Source organism: Pseudoalteromonas sp. 19-MNA-CIBAN-0066, from assembly GCF_040308705.1.
GTDB classification, from domain to species: domain Bacteria; phylum Pseudomonadota; class Gammaproteobacteria; order Enterobacterales; family Alteromonadaceae; genus Pseudoalteromonas; species Pseudoalteromonas nigrifaciens.
The window spans coordinates 131,266-149,398 of sequence record NZ_JBEONZ010000007.1; the positions used below are offsets into that span (position 1 = coordinate 131,266).

The 18,133-nt window shown below is 40.4% G+C and carries 15 protein-coding genes; 9 read left to right on the plus strand and 6 right to left on the minus strand.

The genetic code is table 11. The annotated features are described in order from the left end of the window. Positions 1–85: 85 nt before the first annotated feature. The 3 genes from AAEZ18_RS06800 to AAEZ18_RS06810 are packed head-to-tail and all read right to left on the minus strand — an operon-like array spanning position 86 to position 3,046. Positions 86–1,621: a PH domain-containing protein gene (locus AAEZ18_RS06800; RefSeq protein ID WP_011329589.1), complete on the minus strand. Its 1,536-nt coding sequence runs from the start codon at positions 1,619–1,621 to the stop codon at positions 86–88. After that, positions 1,614–2,147 (minus strand): PH domain-containing protein, encoded by a 534-nt coding sequence (locus tag AAEZ18_RS06805; RefSeq protein WP_350594095.1) that lies wholly within the window; start codon positions 2,145–2,147, stop codon positions 1,614–1,616. Before AAEZ18_RS06805 ends, AAEZ18_RS06800 begins: the two co-directional genes overlap by 8 nt. Positions 2,148–2,191: 44 nt before the next feature. Then, on the minus strand, positions 2,192–3,046 hold the full coding sequence (locus AAEZ18_RS06810; RefSeq protein ID WP_350594081.1) for a D-hexose-6-phosphate mutarotase: 855 nt from the start codon (positions 3,044–3,046) through the stop codon (positions 2,192–2,194). A 451-nt stretch (positions 3,047–3,497) separates the two neighbouring features. Here AAEZ18_RS06810 and AAEZ18_RS06815 point away from each other — a divergent pair, with 451 nt between their 5' ends. The 8 genes from AAEZ18_RS06815 to AAEZ18_RS06850 all read left to right on the plus strand — a co-directional run bounded on the left by AAEZ18_RS06815 (position 3,498) and on the right by AAEZ18_RS06850 (position 13,288). Beyond that, positions 3,498–3,977, plus strand: coding sequence for a MarR family winged helix-turn-helix transcriptional regulator (locus tag AAEZ18_RS06815; protein ID WP_011329592.1), 480 nt, complete (start codon positions 3,498–3,500; stop codon positions 3,975–3,977). A 62-nt stretch (positions 3,978–4,039) separates the two neighbouring features. Then, complete coding sequence (locus tag AAEZ18_RS06820) at positions 4,040–5,359, plus strand: putative porin (protein ID WP_011329593.1); 1,320 nt, start codon at positions 4,040–4,042, stop codon at positions 5,357–5,359. 371 nt (positions 5,360–5,730) lie between these two features. Further along, entirely contained in the window at positions 5,731–6,126 is a 396-nt protein-coding gene (locus tag AAEZ18_RS06825) for a YbaN family protein (protein WP_041454623.1), read from the plus strand. 127 nt (positions 6,127–6,253) lie between these two features. Further along, the gene (locus AAEZ18_RS06830) at positions 6,254–6,886 is read left to right on the plus strand and encodes a PepSY-associated TM helix domain-containing protein (RefSeq protein ID WP_011329595.1); all 633 of its coding nucleotides are present in this window, start codon (positions 6,254–6,256) and stop codon (positions 6,884–6,886) included. Continuing rightward, entirely contained in the window at positions 6,886–7,395 is a 510-nt protein-coding gene (locus AAEZ18_RS06835) for a DUF2271 domain-containing protein (RefSeq protein WP_089368903.1), read from the plus strand. Before AAEZ18_RS06830 ends, AAEZ18_RS06835 begins: the two co-directional genes overlap by 1 nt. A gap of 50 nt (positions 7,396–7,445) precedes the next feature. After that, the gene (locus AAEZ18_RS06840; RefSeq protein ID WP_350594083.1) at positions 7,446–8,288 is read left to right on the plus strand and encodes a DUF4198 domain-containing protein; all 843 of its coding nucleotides are present in this window, start codon (positions 7,446–7,448) and stop codon (positions 8,286–8,288) included. A gap of 291 nt (positions 8,289–8,579) precedes the next feature. Then, the gene (locus AAEZ18_RS06845; RefSeq protein WP_182684138.1) at positions 8,580–11,111 is read left to right on the plus strand and encodes a TonB-dependent receptor plug domain-containing protein; all 2,532 of its coding nucleotides are present in this window, start codon (positions 8,580–8,582) and stop codon (positions 11,109–11,111) included. A gap of 284 nt (positions 11,112–11,395) precedes the next feature. After that, positions 11,396–13,288, plus strand: a complete 1,893-nt coding sequence (locus AAEZ18_RS06850) for a monovalent cation:proton antiporter-2 (CPA2) family protein (RefSeq protein WP_350594085.1) — start codon at positions 11,396–11,398, stop codon at positions 13,286–13,288. On the opposite strand, the gene AAEZ18_RS06855 is transcribed toward AAEZ18_RS06850, so the two are convergent. The 3 genes from AAEZ18_RS06855 to AAEZ18_RS06865 all read right to left on the minus strand — a co-directional run bounded on the left by AAEZ18_RS06855 (position 13,263) and on the right by AAEZ18_RS06865 (position 17,505). Then, positions 13,263–13,976, minus strand: coding sequence for a hypothetical protein (locus AAEZ18_RS06855; RefSeq protein WP_011329600.1), 714 nt, complete (start codon positions 13,974–13,976; stop codon positions 13,263–13,265). The two genes, AAEZ18_RS06850 and AAEZ18_RS06855, sit on opposite strands and share 26 nt — an antisense overlap. Before the next feature lie 134 nt (positions 13,977–14,110). Next, a complete protein-coding gene (locus AAEZ18_RS06860; RefSeq protein ID WP_350594087.1) occupies positions 14,111–15,904 on the minus strand; it encodes an alkaline phosphatase in 1,794 nt (597 codons plus the stop codon). 11 nt (positions 15,905–15,915) lie between these two features. Beyond that, positions 15,916–17,505 carry an alkaline phosphatase gene (locus AAEZ18_RS06865; protein WP_350594089.1) on the minus strand — a complete coding sequence of 530 codons (1,590 nt, stop codon included), beginning with the start codon at positions 17,503–17,505 and terminating at the stop codon, positions 15,916–15,918. 439 nt (positions 17,506–17,944) lie between these two features. On the opposite strand from AAEZ18_RS06865, the gene AAEZ18_RS06870 reads away from it, so the two are divergent. Next, positions 17,945–18,133, plus strand: a 189-nt coding sequence (locus AAEZ18_RS06870; RefSeq protein WP_350594091.1) for a cold-shock protein, incomplete at its 3' end; no start/stop codon positions are given.

The following is an 18,133-nucleotide window of genomic DNA, read 5'->3' on the forward strand; positions in this document are numbered from 1 at the left end:
AGGTTATTACTAATTACTTTTAGTTGGCAGTAATAAAGTGTAATAAAACATGTGCAACTATAAACTACACATGCTTTTAGTAGAGCTACATCCAGCTACGGGGATCAGATTCAACCTGCATAAGTGTAAAATCAATTATAAAGTCAGCATCTTGCTGCTTTATATAGGGCATAAAAGCGTAACCTGAGGCGAGTTGTATATACACACTTTTTAACCCTGAGCGACGCATTAAGTAGGTACTTATACTACGGGCACTTTGTGTTTTATACAGTTCAAACACCCGATAATGTACGCCAATCAAGCCTTTGCGCACCACCATATAATACCGGCCATTATCTTCATGTAAGTAATAGCCATAACGCTGATACGACAAGGTAACTAAACCAGCAAATGCAACAAATACACCTAAACTAAGCCACATATTAAACTCAGCTACTAAGCAAAAAACAAATACTAATATGCTCGGTAAAAGCGCATAAAAAACTAAGTTTTTATATAGTAGTGCGCGCTCTGCGCCTGTAAATGCGAGGTTTTTGCTATTAAACCAAGGATAAATCCATTGGCAAACACTGTTTACTTGTGCCGCGTTTAATACCGGTAAGAGCAAGGTTTGTTTATTATTTTTAGCAGCAACGCCTGCTACCATACCACCACTGCTCGCTTGCAAGCATTCAACGGTAAAGCGTTTTAATAGTCGGGCAACTAAGTTTTGTTTTATAACAATTGATTGCACCTTATCTAAGCTCATAGATAACTGATGGCGCTCTAATAAGCCAGCAATGCGTTTAAACTTTTGTCCTTTAAAATACAGCTCGTAGTTATAAAACCGAATCAACGACATGCCAACCGATAACAACACCGCAATAATAACCAACAAAACAATTAAGGTGATCACCGCAAACATGGCAGCATTGGCCACTATACCTAGCTCTTGCTGGTAAAAGCCCTCCATTTTAGCAATCAGCTTTTGCTCTAAAAAATCGATAACAACATTTATAAATGGCGCAATAGCTGCAAAGGCTAAAATAGCCATATTTGATATTAAACCAAACTTAGCAATTTCTTTATTGCTAATAAATAGACTGCTTTGTGCTGTTACTTGGTGATCTACATTGTCAGTTACAGTATCTTGCTGCTGGGCTTTGTAAGCAAAAATTTGCTTACGCATTTGTTGTGCGTGTTCTTTGGTTATTCCCGGCAGTACCACTTCTTGCGCTACGCTACCTGCGGCATCAAAAATACAATTTACTAAGTTAATAGGGGTAAAATAAAACGGCTCAGCAATATTTACGTTTTGTACGCGAGCAAATTTAAGGGTTAAACGCTCTTTTTTAAATACGCCTTTTTTGAGTAAAATTTCGTGTTCTTCAGAAATACAAAAACGAAAGCTTTTATAATATAAAAAAGAGTAAATAAGCAAAGCAACAAGCGCGACGGCTCCGGCAATTTGTCCCCAAAATAGTTTGTTTTCAACTTGAGTTACAAACACAATCGTAATAGGTAGCAAATTAAATATGCCATCTCTTATAACTCGCACCATAAAATGGACAACAAAATACACTAACGCCCAAGGCGATACAGCTTGCCAATGTAAACTACTTGCGCTACCAGCGTTACTCATCTGCAGGGGTTGCTTGTGCGATGTTATCGTCGTTGCGGTAGTTTTGTACAAACTGGCGCATATTTTTACAATCGTCGTGAGTTAAGCCGCTAATTTGCAGGTCGGCGCTCATGCCACCAGCGCTGTATAGCTTTAAACTCGCTAAGCCGAGTTTGCGCTCAATTGGTCCGCGGTGCACCTCAATATGCTGTACTCGCGCTAGCGGCAAAATAACTATTTGCTGCCAAATAATTCCCTTTTTAAACGCGATATCGTGGGTGCGCATTGCTACCCCTTGCAGCTTTATACTCACTACATTATAAAACATTGATAATATGATAATTATTGGCATGCCAATCAACAAATACGTTTGCGCTAGATTAGCAAAAGCAGCATTTAAGTAACACGCCACCACTAAGCCGGTTATTAAAGGAACATAAAACGCCAGCCAATTAAGTTGCACATGCAGCAAAGCGTTAGCCGCCAATGGCTTAAACTCAATATTACTATGTTGTGGTAAGTTGGTTATTTGTTGATTATTAAACACCATATTATTGTTTAAACTCACTATTACTTATATAAATACAAGGCTCAACTCAGCCATTTAATGATGGTAATTAAGGTATGGCTTTGTTTTGGCGCGAGCGTAACGGCATCATTTAATACGTTGGCTGCTTCAAGGCAAAGCATGTTGTTATATTCAGTATTAGCAAAGTTAGATAAACGCTTTGATTTTTCTATCCATGGATTCCACAATACGCAAGAGCTGGAATTTTCTCGGCCCACACTAATTATACCCTCGGGAGTATTAATGGTTTGCACTGGCGCTGCTTGGGTATAAACCATGTCGGTTTCGCGGGCAAAACTAACCACATCACTTTGCATTACTTGAGCTTCGCCAAATTCAGTATATTGCGCACCTTGCAAACCATCAACGCTGGTATTGTTAATATCTGATGTTGGAAAATAAGTATGCAGCGCTTGCGAAAAGCTAAACGGTGCATTGCTTAAATTTGTGGTTGTTAAGCGCACTTGTAACTGCTCGTTTAGTACAAACTCAACTCGTAAGCTTGATTGATGCGGCCAATAATCAAGATTAACTAGTTTCATGGGTAATTTAAGGCTAACAATAACTTCGTATTCGGTTTCATGCACTTCATCGGCCTGCCACAAACTCGTTCGAGCAAAACCATGCGCCGGAAAATCGCTGTTATCGTGTGCTCCAAACCAAGGCCAACAAATTGGGATACCGCCGCGAATACTGGCATTTTCTTGGAATGTTTCTTCTTGAGATACCCATAACAATGGCTGCTTACCTTTTGGGGTAAACTCGGTAATTTGCCCGCCTTGCAAAAATATTTTTGCATCGCAATGGCTGCTATTTATATTAATAAATTCTAAACCGGTATCAGTATGACAAATACTAACGGAAGGTGATAACTTCATATTATTTCCTATAATGCTGGCACGTAGTGTTAAATGTGCACCTAAATAGTCAAGTAAGCTTATAAATCATCTACATGATAAGCGAAATAATTTAAATATCGATCGCTTTATTTTCACTCGGTAATACCTGCGAGGTATTTATAAATAATTACTTTGTACTAATACTTATTTATAAATGTCACCCTCAGTAAATTAGCAATACTTATAAATTGATAAAAAAAACTCATTATCTATACTCTATAGGCTTAAAGGTATACTACAGCCATTAGCGAATAAAACACTACAGACATAGATTAAAAATTAAAAAACACAAATTTTAATTACTGCTCAAACTAATAAAAACCACAAAAAGCAGGCTAAAATGCAATATATCATTTGAATTCAATTTACTTGATGTGTAACATTTCGCGATTATGGCAAACCATTGCGCCCTTTTAACGAGATTAGCTAAATGCAAAAACATAACGAGTTATTGGTTTCTTTACGTAAAGTGATTCGTGCGATCGATTTACACTCTAAGCAACTGAATAAAACTTCAGGCTTAACTGGGCCACAACTGCTTATAATGCAAGAGGTTTCCCATACAGATGGGATAACAGCAAGCCGTATAGCTCAAAATGTAAATTTAAGCCCGGCAACCGTTACTAATATTCTTGATAGGATAGAAGGTAGAGACTTAGTAACTCGGGTACGTAGCCAAATGGATAAGCGTCGAGTGAGTTTATACCTCACCGATAAAGGAAAGGAGTTACTTGATAAAGCACCGCAACCACTACAAGAGCATTTTATTGCTAAGTTTTCGGCACTTGCAGAGTGGGAGCAGAGCCTATTACTGTCGTCAATGCAGCGCATTGCCGCAATGATGGATGCAGATAAACTTGATGCATCGCCTCTGTTAGAAGTGGGTGCGCTTACTCAAGCTCCTAAATAATAAATTTACACAGGATGTGCTTTTACATCTTAAATTTTCAATCAAAATCTGAGCAGCAATTTATGACTAAACTTTCGAAATTAACACTTGCCCTCATGCTAGCTGGTGCGTCGAGCAATGTATTCGCCGCAGATCTAGACACGCTTCAAACTCAGCTTAAACAACTTAAACAGCAAATGCAGATGCTAGAGCAGCAATTAGCAGCTGAAAAAACCAAACAACAACAAATTAATGAGCAACACGAACAACAAGTTGCTCAAATAAGTAAAAAAGCGGATACAAAAATTGTTGCTGTTGCAGAGTCTGAATCAGATAAAAAAGACGAAGGCATTAAAATTGGCGGTGCTATTCGCGCTAATTACAGCATTAATTCATACGATGATGACAATAAAGATCGCGGCGGCGACTTTGATTTTGATATTTTCCGTTTAAATGTATCTGGTGAAATTAATGATATTTCTCTAAATGGTGAAATTCGCTTTTACGATTACATGACTGTAATTAAATACGCTTACCTTGGTTATGAGTTTGTGGATGGTTGGGAAGGCCAAGCAGGTATAACATCTGTTCCTTTTGGTAACGGCCCGTACAACTCACACAGTTATTTTTTTAGCACTAACTATTACGTAGGGTTAGAAGACGATTTTGATTTAGGTGTGGTAGTAAAACGTAAACTTAAAGACAACTGGAAGCTAGACCTTGGTTTTTTCAAAAATGATGAACTAGGCGGAGTAGACGGTGGTTCCGATAAAAGCAAGCGTTACTCGTACGATATTGTAGGTAGTCGTGCACCAAATGAAGGTACATACGCAGAACCTGTAAATAAAATTGGTGAATACAATACCTTTGCAGGTCGCGCAACGTATCAAGTAGAGCATAGTAAAAACGTAATTACCGATCTGGGTGTATCGCTATTAAGTGGCGGCCTACATGACGGTAATGACCGTGCTGGAAGCTACGGTGCATGGGCTGTGCATCTTGATAGCAAAATTAATAACTGGAACGTACAATTTCAACATGGCGAGTACGACTACGACCTAGACGATAATAGCAACCGTTTTGCTGTAGGTGCTTACGCTTATTACGATACTGTTTCGAGCAAAGCAACAATGACTAACTTCAACGTAGCTTATAACTACTCACTTGAGTGGGGCCCAGTGACCGACATTCAGTTTTACAACGATTACGGTATTATTTACGACAAGTCTGATAACAGCGCAAATACTTGGATGAATGTAACGGGTATGAGTGTTGCTGCAGGTGGTTTCTTTAGTTACTTCGACTTTATCCAAGCACGTAATCAACCATTTATTGGCGGAACAATTATTGGTGAAGGCGATACAGAACGTCGCTTTAATATTAACCTTGGTTATTACTTTTAAGCCAAGCAAGGTTAATTAGCTAGTTAACCTGAACTCTGGTTAAGATATTTACTAACGTATTGAATCATAGTTATATTTGATTTTATTTTCTCTAGCCAGAGGTTTTCAGTGAAAACAAGGCGAATTTACGCGTCAATAGCTGGCCTATTGCAAGTAAATTCAACGCAGTTAGCGCTGAAAATAGCTGCTTGAGATAAGTTTATTATCCGCAGCTCAGGTTACTTATAAAGGGCAACTTTGTTTGCCCTTTTTGCTGCGCTAATTTTACTTATTCCTTTATGTCCACGTATTAAGTAACTGCAATTGCGCTTAAATTACGGCATTAATTACTCTATAATCAAACTAACTATAATTTAATAAAACTAACCTAAGTGAATATAAAAACAACCTATATATATTACAAAAAGGTATGGTTTAAAGTACTTGGCTTAATGCTAGTTGTACTTGGAATTATAGGTATAGTACTACCGGTTATGCCCACCACCATCTTTTTTATTTTAGCTCTGGCCTGTTTTACTCGCTCATCGCCTGCACTTGAGCATTGGCTTTTAAATCATCCACGATACGGCACTACCCTGCACCAGTGGCAAGCACATAAAGTAGTGCCTGTTAAAGCCAAATATTGCGCCGCTTTGGGCATGCTGGTTGGTTTTATATTTTTACTGGCTTCATCTCCTGCTGTTTGGGTTATTTTTTTAGTTGCCATAATTGAAGTGGCTGTAATGATTTATTTAATTTTAAGACCCTCTTCCATACCAAAAAGTTGAATATCCCGCTTTAACAACGTAAATACCCGCTGTTTATAAAAACTTAATGTAAAGTTTAGTAAGTATATTTGTAATAGCTAATACAAATCATTATCATGTGGTAAATATTAATTAGTTTACAGTTATTATGGCGTTTATTAACAAACGAGCTTTATATAGCACCAGCCGGGCTTTACACATTTATATTTCTACAGCGCTATTTTTTTTGCTTATTTTATTTTGTGTTAGCGGCATAGTACTTAACCATGTTGATTGGCTTAAAAATGATAAAAATAATGGCCAAATATCAACTCCAATTCCAAGTGCATTGGCTGCCAAAGCAAATGCGCAGTTAAGTACCTTACCTACACTCTACCCCGAAATAGAAGCTTACTTAGCCAAGCAATATGCGCTCACTAACGTAAAAAGCATTGAATGGGAAAAAGAGGACGCACTGGTAATGCTCGACTACCCATTACCCGCGGGGTTTGCCTACGCCGAGCTCGACTTTATAAGTGGCACACTAAACCTTGATTACCAAACAGGTGGTTTTTTAAGCCTAATTGGCGATCTACATAAAGGCCGACATAGTGGCGAAGCATGGAGTTGGGTAATAGATATCTCAGCTGTATTAATGATCTTATTTGCCATTACCGGCATGATTATTTTATTTCAAAACAGAAAAAAACGCTTAGCAGGAATATGGATAACGGTGTTAGGCATAGCAACGCCTGTCGTTATTTATTTATGTTGGGTTCCACAATTAAAAGGAGTGTATTAATGATTAAATTTAAAGTGTTTATAAGCGCAGCATTACTGCTAGTTGCGACGTTTTTTCAAGCGACTGCGCATGCACAAACTGCACAATTAGAAATTGAATTAAACCTACCCGAATTAGACGTACAACCGTATCACCGCCCTTATGTTGCAGTTTGGCTAGAAACAAGCGAGCGCAAACACGTTACTACGCTGGCACTTTGGGTACAAAAAGCCGAATGGTTTAAAGACTTACGCCAATGGTGGCGTAAAGCCGGTAAGAGTAACCTTAACTTCGACGGCATAAGCGGCGCAACCAAACGAGCTGGATCTTACACCATTAATTGGCAGGGCAATGATTTAGACGGTAACCCAGTAAAACCGGGTAAATACTTACTTAATATTGAAGTGGTACGCGAAGAAGGCGGCCGAGATTACAGCCGTGTCGAAATAGACCTAACACAAGAGGGTAAAATCACGATTGATGGTACCAATGAATTTTCACAAAGCTTCGTCACTATTATTGCCAAGTAATAATAGCAGCAAATAAAGCATCCGCTAAAACCATTTAAAAAGGAACGATTATGAAAATCAATTTACTTAAAAGTGCATTAATTGGCGCACTTACAGTCACTGCACTTGCATCAAGCTATGCTAACGCCCATGCACAATGGTTAGTACCATCGCACACTTCTTTATCTGGCGATAAAGCGCATTATGTAATGATTGACGCGAGTATTTCTAATGAAATTTTTGCTCCCGACAAAGCATACCGCCCAACTGAGAAAGACGCACAATACGACGACAATTTACTGATGGCTATCGGCCCTGACGGCAAACCTATTAGCGATAATATTCGCGCTTACTTTTTACAGCGTAAAAACTCTGCGGCAGTTAAATTAACCAACGAAGGGACTTACCATATTGCAATGAAACGTGAACCACGTTTAATGACCTTTTATAAGGATGCAAAAGGTGAGCGTCGTCGTGTTTTTGGTGGCAAAAACAGTAAAGATATTCCAGCAGACGCTACAGATATTAAAACAACCAAAGCATTTTCTACCGTTGATACGTTTGTAAGTCGTAACGGCACATCTAAGCCAGCACTACTTGGTCAAGGTTTAGAGATTAGCGGCCCAACTCACCCTAACGATTTATTTGTTGGCGAACAAGCGCGTTTTCAGTTACTCAAAGCTGGTAAGCCGGCAGCAAACGTTGAGCTGGCAATATTAAAAGGTGATACACGCTACCGTAACGAACGTGGCGAAGTTAAAGTAACCACTGACAAAAACGGCTTTTTTAGCACAACGTGGCAGCACCCGGGTTTATACTTAATTGAAGCAAGCGTGAGCGAAGAGTCGTCTGAAAAAGGCATAGATAACGTGCGTTACTCGTTATTTACTACATTAGACGTTGCGCCAGAGTAATACTTAACTCTTGAATTAAAACATTAAAAACAATAAAGAGGCCAAGTAATTTACTTGGCCTTTTTTATTTACATTTACTAAATTAATTGTATTAAAAAACACCTCAATTCACCCTGTGGTTGCAACTACTCAACACAAGCACACCTATTTAAATTAGTACGTTCAGCGCAAAGTAAACACCAGCCTTAGCTATTTGCATAACTTAGTTTGTTTTGATCTTTGCACTATCCTATTAGCTTCTTTAAGATGCGGCGCTTTTAGACTCAACAATAGCAGCCCTTGGGGGATCACATGACCATACAGCGCTTTTCAGCGAAAAAATTAGCACTTAGCTTGGCCGTTACTACTGCATTGAGCACGCCTTATTCAGTAGCTGTAGCCGCAGAGCCAGATAGTCAAGCACAAGAAAATATCGAAGTAATTTCGGTAACGGGTACTCGTCGCAGCTTACGCAGTATTGCTGAAAGTTCAGTACCTGTTGATATTATTACCAGTCGCGATATGGCCAGTACAGGCCAGCTTGAAATCAGCCAAGTACTAGCAAACCAAGTGCCAAGCTTTAACTACCCAAGCGCAACAATGGGCGATGGTACAGACCATGCTAAACCTGCAGTTTTGCGTGGTTTAGCCCCCGATCACACCCTAGTGCTTATTAATGGTAAGCGTCGTCATTCAGGTGCGCTATTAAACTTAGCTGGCGTAGTTGGGCGTGGTTCAACAGCTGTTGATTTAAATATGATCCCAACATCGGCAATTAAGCGCGTAGAAGTATTACGCGACGGTGCCGCAGCGCAATACGGCTCAGATGCTATTGCAGGGGTTATTAATATAATTCTTAAAGATGCAGCGCAGGGCGGCAGTGTAAGCGTAACTTACGGACAATATGATACTCAAATGGCCGGAGTACCTCAGCTTGAAAGCGTGTACGCAGATGCAAACGGCAACTTAGCATTTAATACTGGCGACGATCGTAAAATGAGCGATGGCGCAACGCGTACTATTAGCGCTAATTCTGGTTTTTCGTTAGCCGATAACGGTTTTGTAAACGTATCTATTGAATATCGTGATAACGACTCTACCCAGCGCTCTGGTTTTGACCCTCGCGAGCAATATAGCCGCCTTGATGATGGTAGCCTAGATCCACGCGAGTTCACTATCGATCGTTACAATCACCGCTTTGGTAAAGCAGAGCTTGAAGACTATGCACTGTTTTACAACATGGGCTACGACTTTGATAACGGCTTAAACTTATACTCTTTTGGTAGCTACTCTAAGCGTGAAGGCAACTCAGGCGGGTTTTATCGCCGAGCTGTAGATAAAAATAACATTTTAGACGTTTACCCTAATGGCTTTTTGCCACAAATTGAAACCGACGTAGAAGATTACTCTCTCGCTCTTGGTTTACAAGGTGAAACAGGCGACTGGACATGGGATGTAAGTACCAACTACGGCCGCAACGACTTTGCATTAGGCGTAGTAAATAGCTTAAATACATCTTTAGGTGCCACCAGCCAAACCGAATTTGATAACGGCGCATTGGTTTATGACCAATTTATTGTTAATGGAGATGCCAGCACAGCATTTGATTTAGGTTTACCAGATGACGTATTTTTTACTATAGGTGCTGAATACCGCCACGAAAGCTACAAAATAGAACAAGGCGAAGAAGCTTCTTATATTACCGCGCTTGATAGTAACGGCAACCCAATTGCAGCAGGTGGTGCACAGGTACTATCTGGTTTTGGTCCGCAAAGTGTTACCGACGAAAGCCGCCACAACGTAGCACTTTTTGTTGAATTTGATACCTACCTAACAGAAAAGTGGAATGTGGTTTTAGCCAGCCGTTATGAAGATTACAGCGACTTTGGCGACACATTCACCTCAAAAATAGCAACGCGTTACAGTATTACTGATAACTTATCGTTACGTGGTGCAGCAAGTACCGGCTTTCGCGCGCCATCGCTAGCACAAAGCTCGTATCGTCAAATATCAACCATACTTGAAAACAACCAAGCGTTTGAAGTAGGTTTATTTCCAAGTGACTCTCCAGCAGCACAAGCATTAGGCGCTAAAAAACTAGACGCTGAAGACTCTGTAAACTTAACCGCTGGCTTTGTCTACACTCAAGGTAATTTTAGCCTAACGGTTGATGCATATCGTATTGATATTGATGACCGGATTGTACTCTCTGAAAACCTAGCCGGTGCAGCAGTTGCGCAAATTTTAGCAAACGCTGGTGAGCTAAACACCGAAAGCGTACGCTACTTTACCAATGCAATAGACTCACGTACGCAAGGTGTAGACATAGTTGCAACTTATTTACTGGAACTAGATAACCTAGGCGACGTACGCTTAAACGCAGCGGTTAACTTTAACGACACTAAAGTCACCCATATAGACGACAACCCTGAAGAACTCAATTCGTTAGGTGATGACTATGTTGTATTTGCTCGGCGTGAAGTGGGCCGTTTTGAAGAAGGCACACCAGATAGCAAACTAAACTTATCGGCTGTTTGGAGCTTTAACGAATGGCAAACTACACTGCGTGCCACGCGTTATGGCGAAGTTGCTGATATTTCTACAAGCAGCGACCGAGATGAATACCTAGATGCAAAATGGATAACCGATCTTGAAGTGGCTTATAGCCCTAACGATGAATGGAAATTTGCCGTAGGCGCTAACAACCTGTTTGATCAGTACCCACAAGCAACTGTAGATAACATTGGTTACTCTAACTTTGGTCAAATATTCCCGTACACCCCCTACGTGCCATACAGTTTAGATGGCCGCTTTTTATACGGTAATATTACTTACCGCTTTTAATAAAAGTGCTAGCTAAAAGTTGAAAGTTATAAAGGATGCATTACGCATCCTTTTTTTGCTGCTTAACGATTGATCTAAGTAACATTCGCGTTAATCCTGAAAAAAAATCTCATTATGATTAAAGCAGAGCTAGGGTATGTCAGCGTTAATAATACTTTGAAGGCTGTAAAATTTTAAAAAAAACAGCATTTTTAGCCACTTAAATTATTGTATTTTATAAGCGTGTCAGTCATTCTATTTATACGCAAACCACTTGGGTTTAAAAACTCACCTAGGAAAAACACGTGTTAGAAATAGCTTTAATTTACTTAGCGGCAGCAATTGTAGCTGTGCCTATTGCCAAACGAGTAGGACTCGGATCGGTGCTGGGTTATTTAATCGCAGGCATACTTATTGGCCCTTATGCCTTAGCTATGGTTGGCGATCAAACCGATGTAATGCACTTTGCCGAATTTGGCGTAGTAATGATGCTATTTTTAGTTGGTTTAGAGCTGCAACCTTCACGTTTATGGACATTACGCCACTCAATTTTAGGGTTAGGTGGTTTACAAGTAGTGTTAACCGCAGCCGTTATTTTTGCATCTTGTTATTGGCTGTTTGCCATGCATTGGCAAACAGCCCTTGCCATTGGTTTAATGCTGGCGCTTTCCTCTACCGCTATTGTACTGCAAAGCCTAGAAGAAAAAGGCTGGCTAAAACAAGAAGCTGGGCAAAATGCTTTTTCTGTACTGCTATTTCAAGATATCGCTATTATTCCTATTTTAGCGTTATTACCCTTACTCGCATTTGCACCACTGAGTGGCAACGCCGAGGTTAGTGATTCAATTATTGCCAACTGGCCGGTTTGGCAACAAGTAGGTGCATCGATTGCTGTTATTGCCGCCATTATTGCTTGCGGTAAATATATATCGGCCCCCATTTTTAGATATATAGCGCAAACACATATACGTGAAATATTTACCATTTTTGCGCTTTTTTTAGTGGTTGCCATTGCATTGGTTATGCAAAGTATTGGCTTATCACCTGCGCTGGGTACCTTTTTAGCTGGCGTAGTACTTGCCGAAAGTGAATTTAGGCACGAGTTAGAGGCCGACATAGAGCCTTTTAAAGGTCTGCTATTAGGGCTATTTTTTATTACTGTGGGCGCGTCGATTAACTTTGAACTGTTTTTTAATCAATTTAGCACTGTGATTAGCTTAGTTGTTTTATTGATAGTAATTAAAGCCTGTATTTTATTTGCGCTGGCTTTTACCTTTCAAATAAATAAAAAGCAGCAACTATTATTTACACTGGCTTTGGCACAAGGAGGCGAATTTGCTTTTGTATTATTAAGTGTAACTAGTACGCTAAGCATTTTAACGCCCGAACAAACCGCATTAACAACCTTAGTGGTGGCTATTTCTATGTTAATAGCACCTTTATTATTAATGTTTTACGAGCAACTGCAAAAACGCGATAGCAGCGTAAAGCCTGAATTTGATAAACCCGAGCATATTAGCAGCGCTAAACATGTCATTATTGCGGGCTACGGTCGCTTTGGCCAAGTAATGGGGCGTTTACTGCATGCCCAGGGTTACGAAATAACAGTACTTGATCATAGCCCTACGCAAATTGAATTATTACGCCGCTTTGGTAAAACGGTATTTTATGGTGATGCTGGGCGTCAGGAGCTACTTGAAGCCGCAGGTGCAAAAACAGCACAAATGCTGGTAGTGGCTATAGATAACCCCGATAAAACATTAGAAATTATTAAGCTTGCGCAAAAAAACTACCCGCAGTTAAAAATTGTTGCACGTGCTATCGACCGTCGTCACGCTTATCAATTACTTAGTTTAAAAGTAGATGCCTTTAATCGTGAAACTGTTGATTCTGCCATCAGCCTTGCAGTTAAAGCGCTCGAGTTATTAGGTAACAATAAACCCGATGCCGAGCGAGCTGGTAAGCTATTTAGAGATCACGACCGCGCCAGTGTATTACAGTTAGCAAAATTATGGGGCGACGATATTAGCTACGGTGTAGCTGTACGCCAGCGTATGGAAGATTTAAAACAAGTACTACAACAAGACAAACAAGCACAAGAAGATTTAAATACCTGCGACGACAACGACTATATTGCGGGCTTAACAGAGGACGCTGCCAAGCCCAAAAAATCTAATGATAATGCTCACCTTGGATAGCTTGCCCCTGCTGGTTATAAAAGCCAGTGGCGCTATGCTCAATAAAACCAAGGTTAATCATTTTAGCTAAAAAGGGATCGTTTTCGTTGTCGCCTATATCGGCATAGTCAGTAGTTTGAAAGTTATCCCATTTAGCAAACTGAGCAACTATCGCTTGCTCGTTACTGCTTACATTATTAAGGCTGAGTAAGGTGCTTACTTGGCCTTTTTTACTGCTGACACTAAATGTTTTAACCAACTTTGACTGTGTAAATAAAGCCAGCTTATACTCAGTTTCAGCTTCGTTTAACACATAGTTTTTTACTTCATCACAACCTGTACCCTGAGTATTTACTAACGTCATTTTTGCTATTAAATGCGCATCCACCAGCTGGTTTTTTGCACTCCAGTTTTGTACTCCACGTACTTCTGACGGTTGGTATTCAATACCCCGCTGCTGAGCATTAAAGTAACGAATTGGCCGTATTTGCTTATTAGTTAAATGCTGCCACAGTTCGGTCGTTATTTCGTTTTGATGCGCTACTTGTTGCTGGTTTCGCCACAGGGTTAGCGCTTGAGTTGTTGGCTCGTTATTTTTATTGTTGGTTACAGTGTAAGTTGCTTTTAATAGCGCTGGGTTAACATTGCATTGCTGGGAAAAAGCGCTGCTACTGAATAATACGGTCATCATTAATAATGCTTTTTTCATTGGGTACTCTTTTTAAATGCTCTAATTTATGCTTTTAACATAGCTAAAAATAATGGCTGTTTTATGACAAAATATAATATAAAAACAACCCGCACAGAGTACGAGTTGTTTTGCACACACAAATTATAAACTTACTACTGCGCCACTTTGTCGTTTGCTGTTTTAACTAAATCTGCGGCAAAGTCCATTACATGAAATAAAAAGCTTTGCTCATTAGTGCCTGTCACTAAGTGCGCACCAGGGCCTATAGCATATACGCCAACATCTTCACCTGCGTGTGTTTCTGAGCTCATTGGTACCAGCGCTTCTTGATGAAAACCAGGGGTAGTAGTATCAACATTGGTTAAATCAACCCGCCCTGTTACTGGTGCAAAGTTATAACCTACGTCAGCATCTGTTTCGCTACCGAGGTTTCTAAAACCACCACCATTGGTATAACCTAGCGTTGTATATGGCATATCATCGGCCGCTAGACTTGGCGTTGTTTCGCCTACGCCCACCACTTTACCTAAAATAGGATTACCGCGTTTAGGGTAACCCGCAATGGTAAATACATGGCTGTGATCGGCTGTTACAACAATAAGCGTTTCCTCTGGATTGGTGTTATCAACCGCAACTTTAACTGCTTTTGCCAATTCAATGGTGTCGTTTAAAGCGTTATATGCATTACCCGCATGGTGCGCGTGATCAATACGACCCGACTCAACGGTTAAGAAAAACCCTTTGTCGTTTTTGCCCAGTACATTTATGGCTTTTTCGGTCATTTGCGAAAGCGAAGGCTCGCCAGCAATATCATTTGCGCGGTCTGCTTCGTACTGCATGTGAGATTCGTTAAACAGCCCAAATACTTTAGTAGCATCATCGCTAATTGCATCAAAACCGGTTTGATCCATTACGTAAGTACCATTTGGATATTGCGTTTTCCATTCACTAATTAAATTACGATTATCAGTACGATCCCCTTCAACTGCACTTACTGCATCGGCTGAATTAAACGCAGCATCTTTTGGTAAAAAATGACGACGCCCGCCACCCATAACAACATCAATGCCATCTACATCAACACCATTAAAGCGCGCTTTTAGGTTGGCTTCAAAGTTAACCAGTTGCGATGCAATATCTTCACAATTAGCTGACTCGCTCGCGGGCATATCTGAAATATCTTCCCAGTTACGATCGGCCGATTTTGCGTACATAGCCGCAGGTGTTGCATGAGTAATGCGGGCAGTTGAAATAATACCGGTCGCTTTACCCGCAATTTCAGCAAGCTCTAGTGAGGTAACTAGCTCATGTCCTTTGCCCGACACACAATTACCACGCTCAACCGCTTCATCAATACCAATAACACCCACATCGGTTTTAACCCCTGAGGCCATTGCGGTCATAGTGCCGGCCGAATCGGGCGTTTGTGCATCTACGTTATAGGTTTTTACAAAACCTGAATACGGCATAGTTTCAAAGCTTAATTGATGCTCCTCACCCATTTCACCTTCTAACTGCCCGGCTAAAATACGCGCTGCAGTTATTGTCGAAATTCCCATACCATCGCCAACAAATAAAATAACATTTTTAGCCTTGCCTGACTCAGTCACTATCCTCGCATTTGCTGTTTTTGTGGTTGCTAACTTGGTTTGTGCATCACTAAACCAAGCATTACTAGTAAGCGATGCTAACTGCTCGCTGCTAAGCGACGTAGCTGGTGCATTACATACTAAGTTACTTGATGTAGCCTCACTGCTTTCTAATATTCCATTACCGTTGGTATCTTCGCCTGTTTGTGTTGTTACTCCGCCGTTAACACATTGCTCAGACCCGACAGCAATTACGTTATTGACCGTTAATATACTATTTTGGTTTTTATCGCTGTCACTTGAGCAACCCGTTAGTGCAAGAGTTACTGCTAAAGAAAGTACCGTTAATTTTTTCATGTTAGCCGCCATTATTGCTGAGTTAGTTCAAGAGCTTGATTAATTATATGAAACACTACATTTTGCTCAATTACGCCTTGTGCAAGCTGAGCACCGGGGCCTGTTGCATGCAATGAAATGTCTTCACCTGCGTGTGTTTCCGAAGCCAATGGCACTGTTGTTTCTTGATGAAAACCAGGGGTTGTTGTATCAATCCCTTGTAACTCAACGCGCCCTGCCACAGCAGCACTTGCATAGCTTGCATCGGCATCTGTTTCATCACCTAAGTTTCTAAACCCTAAACCATTGGCGTAACCAACTGTGGTATAGGGCTTGTTATCGGCAGCTAGGCTGGGGGCTGTTTCGCCCACGGCCACAACTTGACCTAAAATAGGGTTGCCGCGTTTGGGATAGCCCGCAATAGTAAATACATGACTGTGATCGGCAGTGACTAAAATGAGGGTTTCTTCTGGATTGGTGTTATCAACCGCAGCTTGTACCGCTTTGGCCAACTCTATTGTGTCGTTAAGTGCATTATAGGCATTGCCCGCATGGTGCGCGTGATCAATACGACCCGATTCAACGGTTAAGAAAAAGCCTTTGTCGTTTTTGCCCAGCACTTCAATTGCTTTAGTAGTCATATCGGTAAGTGAAGGCTCGCCAGCAATATCGTTTGCGCGGTCTGCTTCGTATTGTATGTGGGATTCGTTAAATAAGCCAAATACTTTAGTAGCGTCATCGGCAATATTATCAAAGCCGGTTTGGTCCATAACATACGTTGCAGTAGGGTATTGCGCTTGCCATTCACTAATCAAATTACGATTATCGGTACGATCCCCTTCTATTGCGCTTACTGCGTCTGTTGAATTAGCTGCTACGTTTTTGGGTAAAAAGTGCCGACGTCCGCCGCCCATAACAACATCAAGGCCATCTATATCAGTACCAACAAAACGCGCCTCTAGGTTTTTTTCAAAGTTAATTAGTTGCGAGGCAATATCTTCACAGCCAGCTGCAATTGCATCCTCTGGCATGTCTGAAATATCTTCCCAGTTACGATCGGCCGATTTAGCATACGTTGCTGCAGGCGTTGCATGGGTAATTCGCGCTGTTGAAATAACCCCAGTTGCTAGGCCTTTAATTTCTGCCAGCTCTGTTGCTGTTAGTAACTCGTTGCCCGCAACTGTTGAACACATCCCACGCTCTATATTTTCGTCAACACCTATTACGCCAACATCGGTTTTTACACCCGAGATCATCGCAGTCATAGTGCCCGCAGAATCGGGAGTTTGTGCATCTACGTTATAGGTTTTAACTTGTGCGGAATACGGAAATGCCTCAAAGCTTAAGTAACCCTCTTCCCCCGATTGGTTATTGCGTTGTCCTTGTAAAATACGTGCGGCGGTTAGCGTTGATACCCCCATACCATCACCAATAAATAAAATTACGTTTTTAGCTTTGGTGGCTTTAACACTCTGCGCTTGGGTAGTTTTTGTTGTTAATTTTGTTTGCGCAGCACTATACCAACTGCTGTCTTTTTGGCTTTGCAGTAATACATTGGCATAACTAGCTGCGTTAAACGCAAATGTTAGCGCTATTGCCGCAGCAACTTTTTTAATTTTCATCCATAATTCCCATTATTAAGTGATTATTTTTTAAAAAATGTGTGACCACAAAAAGATCAACCGCTGCACTATAAAAAATAGATATGACTAATAAAGGTAATTTTTATGAAAGTTAAATGACTAAATTTATGAATGTAACTACTATAAAATCAAAACACATCAAAAATGCAAAACAAAGTTAAAAAATAAAACCCTTAATTTACAAAAGGATATAAAATAATCATGCCGTTTTATATAACTTTTAATTATATAAAGCTTGCTACATGTTTTAACTTACTCTAACATGCCTGCATCGGGTTGATTGAAAACCCAGCTTATTTGTAAGTACCACGTTGTTATTAGTAATAATCCTGCGCGTTATCCTCAGTTATATGCTTGTTTTCTCCCTGTTAAATTGCCTATTTTAAGGCACACTTTTATTAATTCTTAGGATACTATTATGTCTAATACTACAACTGGTACAGTAAAATTTTTTAACGAAGCAAAAGGTTTTGGCTTTATCGAGCAAGAATCTGGCGCAGACGTGTTTGCACATTTCAGTGCAATTTCAGGCGACGGTTTCAAAACTTTAGCTGAAGGCCAACGTGTACAGTTTACTGTTACTCAAGGTCAAAAAGGCCCACAAGCC

Bases quoted from the DNA above. Each gene is read 5' to 3' on its own strand.
- AAEZ18_RS06815 (WP_011329592.1), top strand. From the start codon at position 3,498: ATGCAAAAACATAACGAGTTATTGGTTTCTTTACGTAAAGTGATTCGT.
- AAEZ18_RS06855 (WP_011329600.1), bottom strand. From the start codon at position 13,976: ATGAAAAAAGCATTATTAATGATGACCGTATTATTCAGTAGCAGCGCT.
- AAEZ18_RS06810 (WP_350594081.1), bottom strand. From the start codon at position 3,046: ATGAAGTTATCACCTTCCGTTAGTATTTGTCATACTGATACCGGTTTA.
- AAEZ18_RS06865 (WP_350594089.1), bottom strand. From the start codon at position 17,505: ATGAAAATTAAAAAAGTTGCTGCGGCAATAGCGCTAACATTTGCGTTT.
- AAEZ18_RS06835 (WP_089368903.1), top strand. From the start codon at position 6,886: ATGATTAAATTTAAAGTGTTTATAAGCGCAGCATTACTGCTAGTTGCG.
- AAEZ18_RS06830 (WP_011329595.1), top strand. From the start codon at position 6,254: ATGGCGTTTATTAACAAACGAGCTTTATATAGCACCAGCCGGGCTTTA.
- AAEZ18_RS06840 (WP_350594083.1), top strand. From the start codon at position 7,446: ATGAAAATCAATTTACTTAAAAGTGCATTAATTGGCGCACTTACAGTC.
- AAEZ18_RS06860 (WP_350594087.1), bottom strand. From the start codon at position 15,904: ATGAAAAAATTAACGGTACTTTCTTTAGCAGTAACTCTTGCACTAACG.
- AAEZ18_RS06820 (WP_011329593.1), top strand. From the start codon at position 4,040: ATGACTAAACTTTCGAAATTAACACTTGCCCTCATGCTAGCTGGTGCG.
- AAEZ18_RS06800 (WP_011329589.1), bottom strand. From the start codon at position 1,621: ATGAGTAACGCTGGTAGCGCAAGTAGTTTACATTGGCAAGCTGTATCG.
- AAEZ18_RS06845 (WP_182684138.1), top strand. From the start codon at position 8,580: ATGACCATACAGCGCTTTTCAGCGAAAAAATTAGCACTTAGCTTGGCC.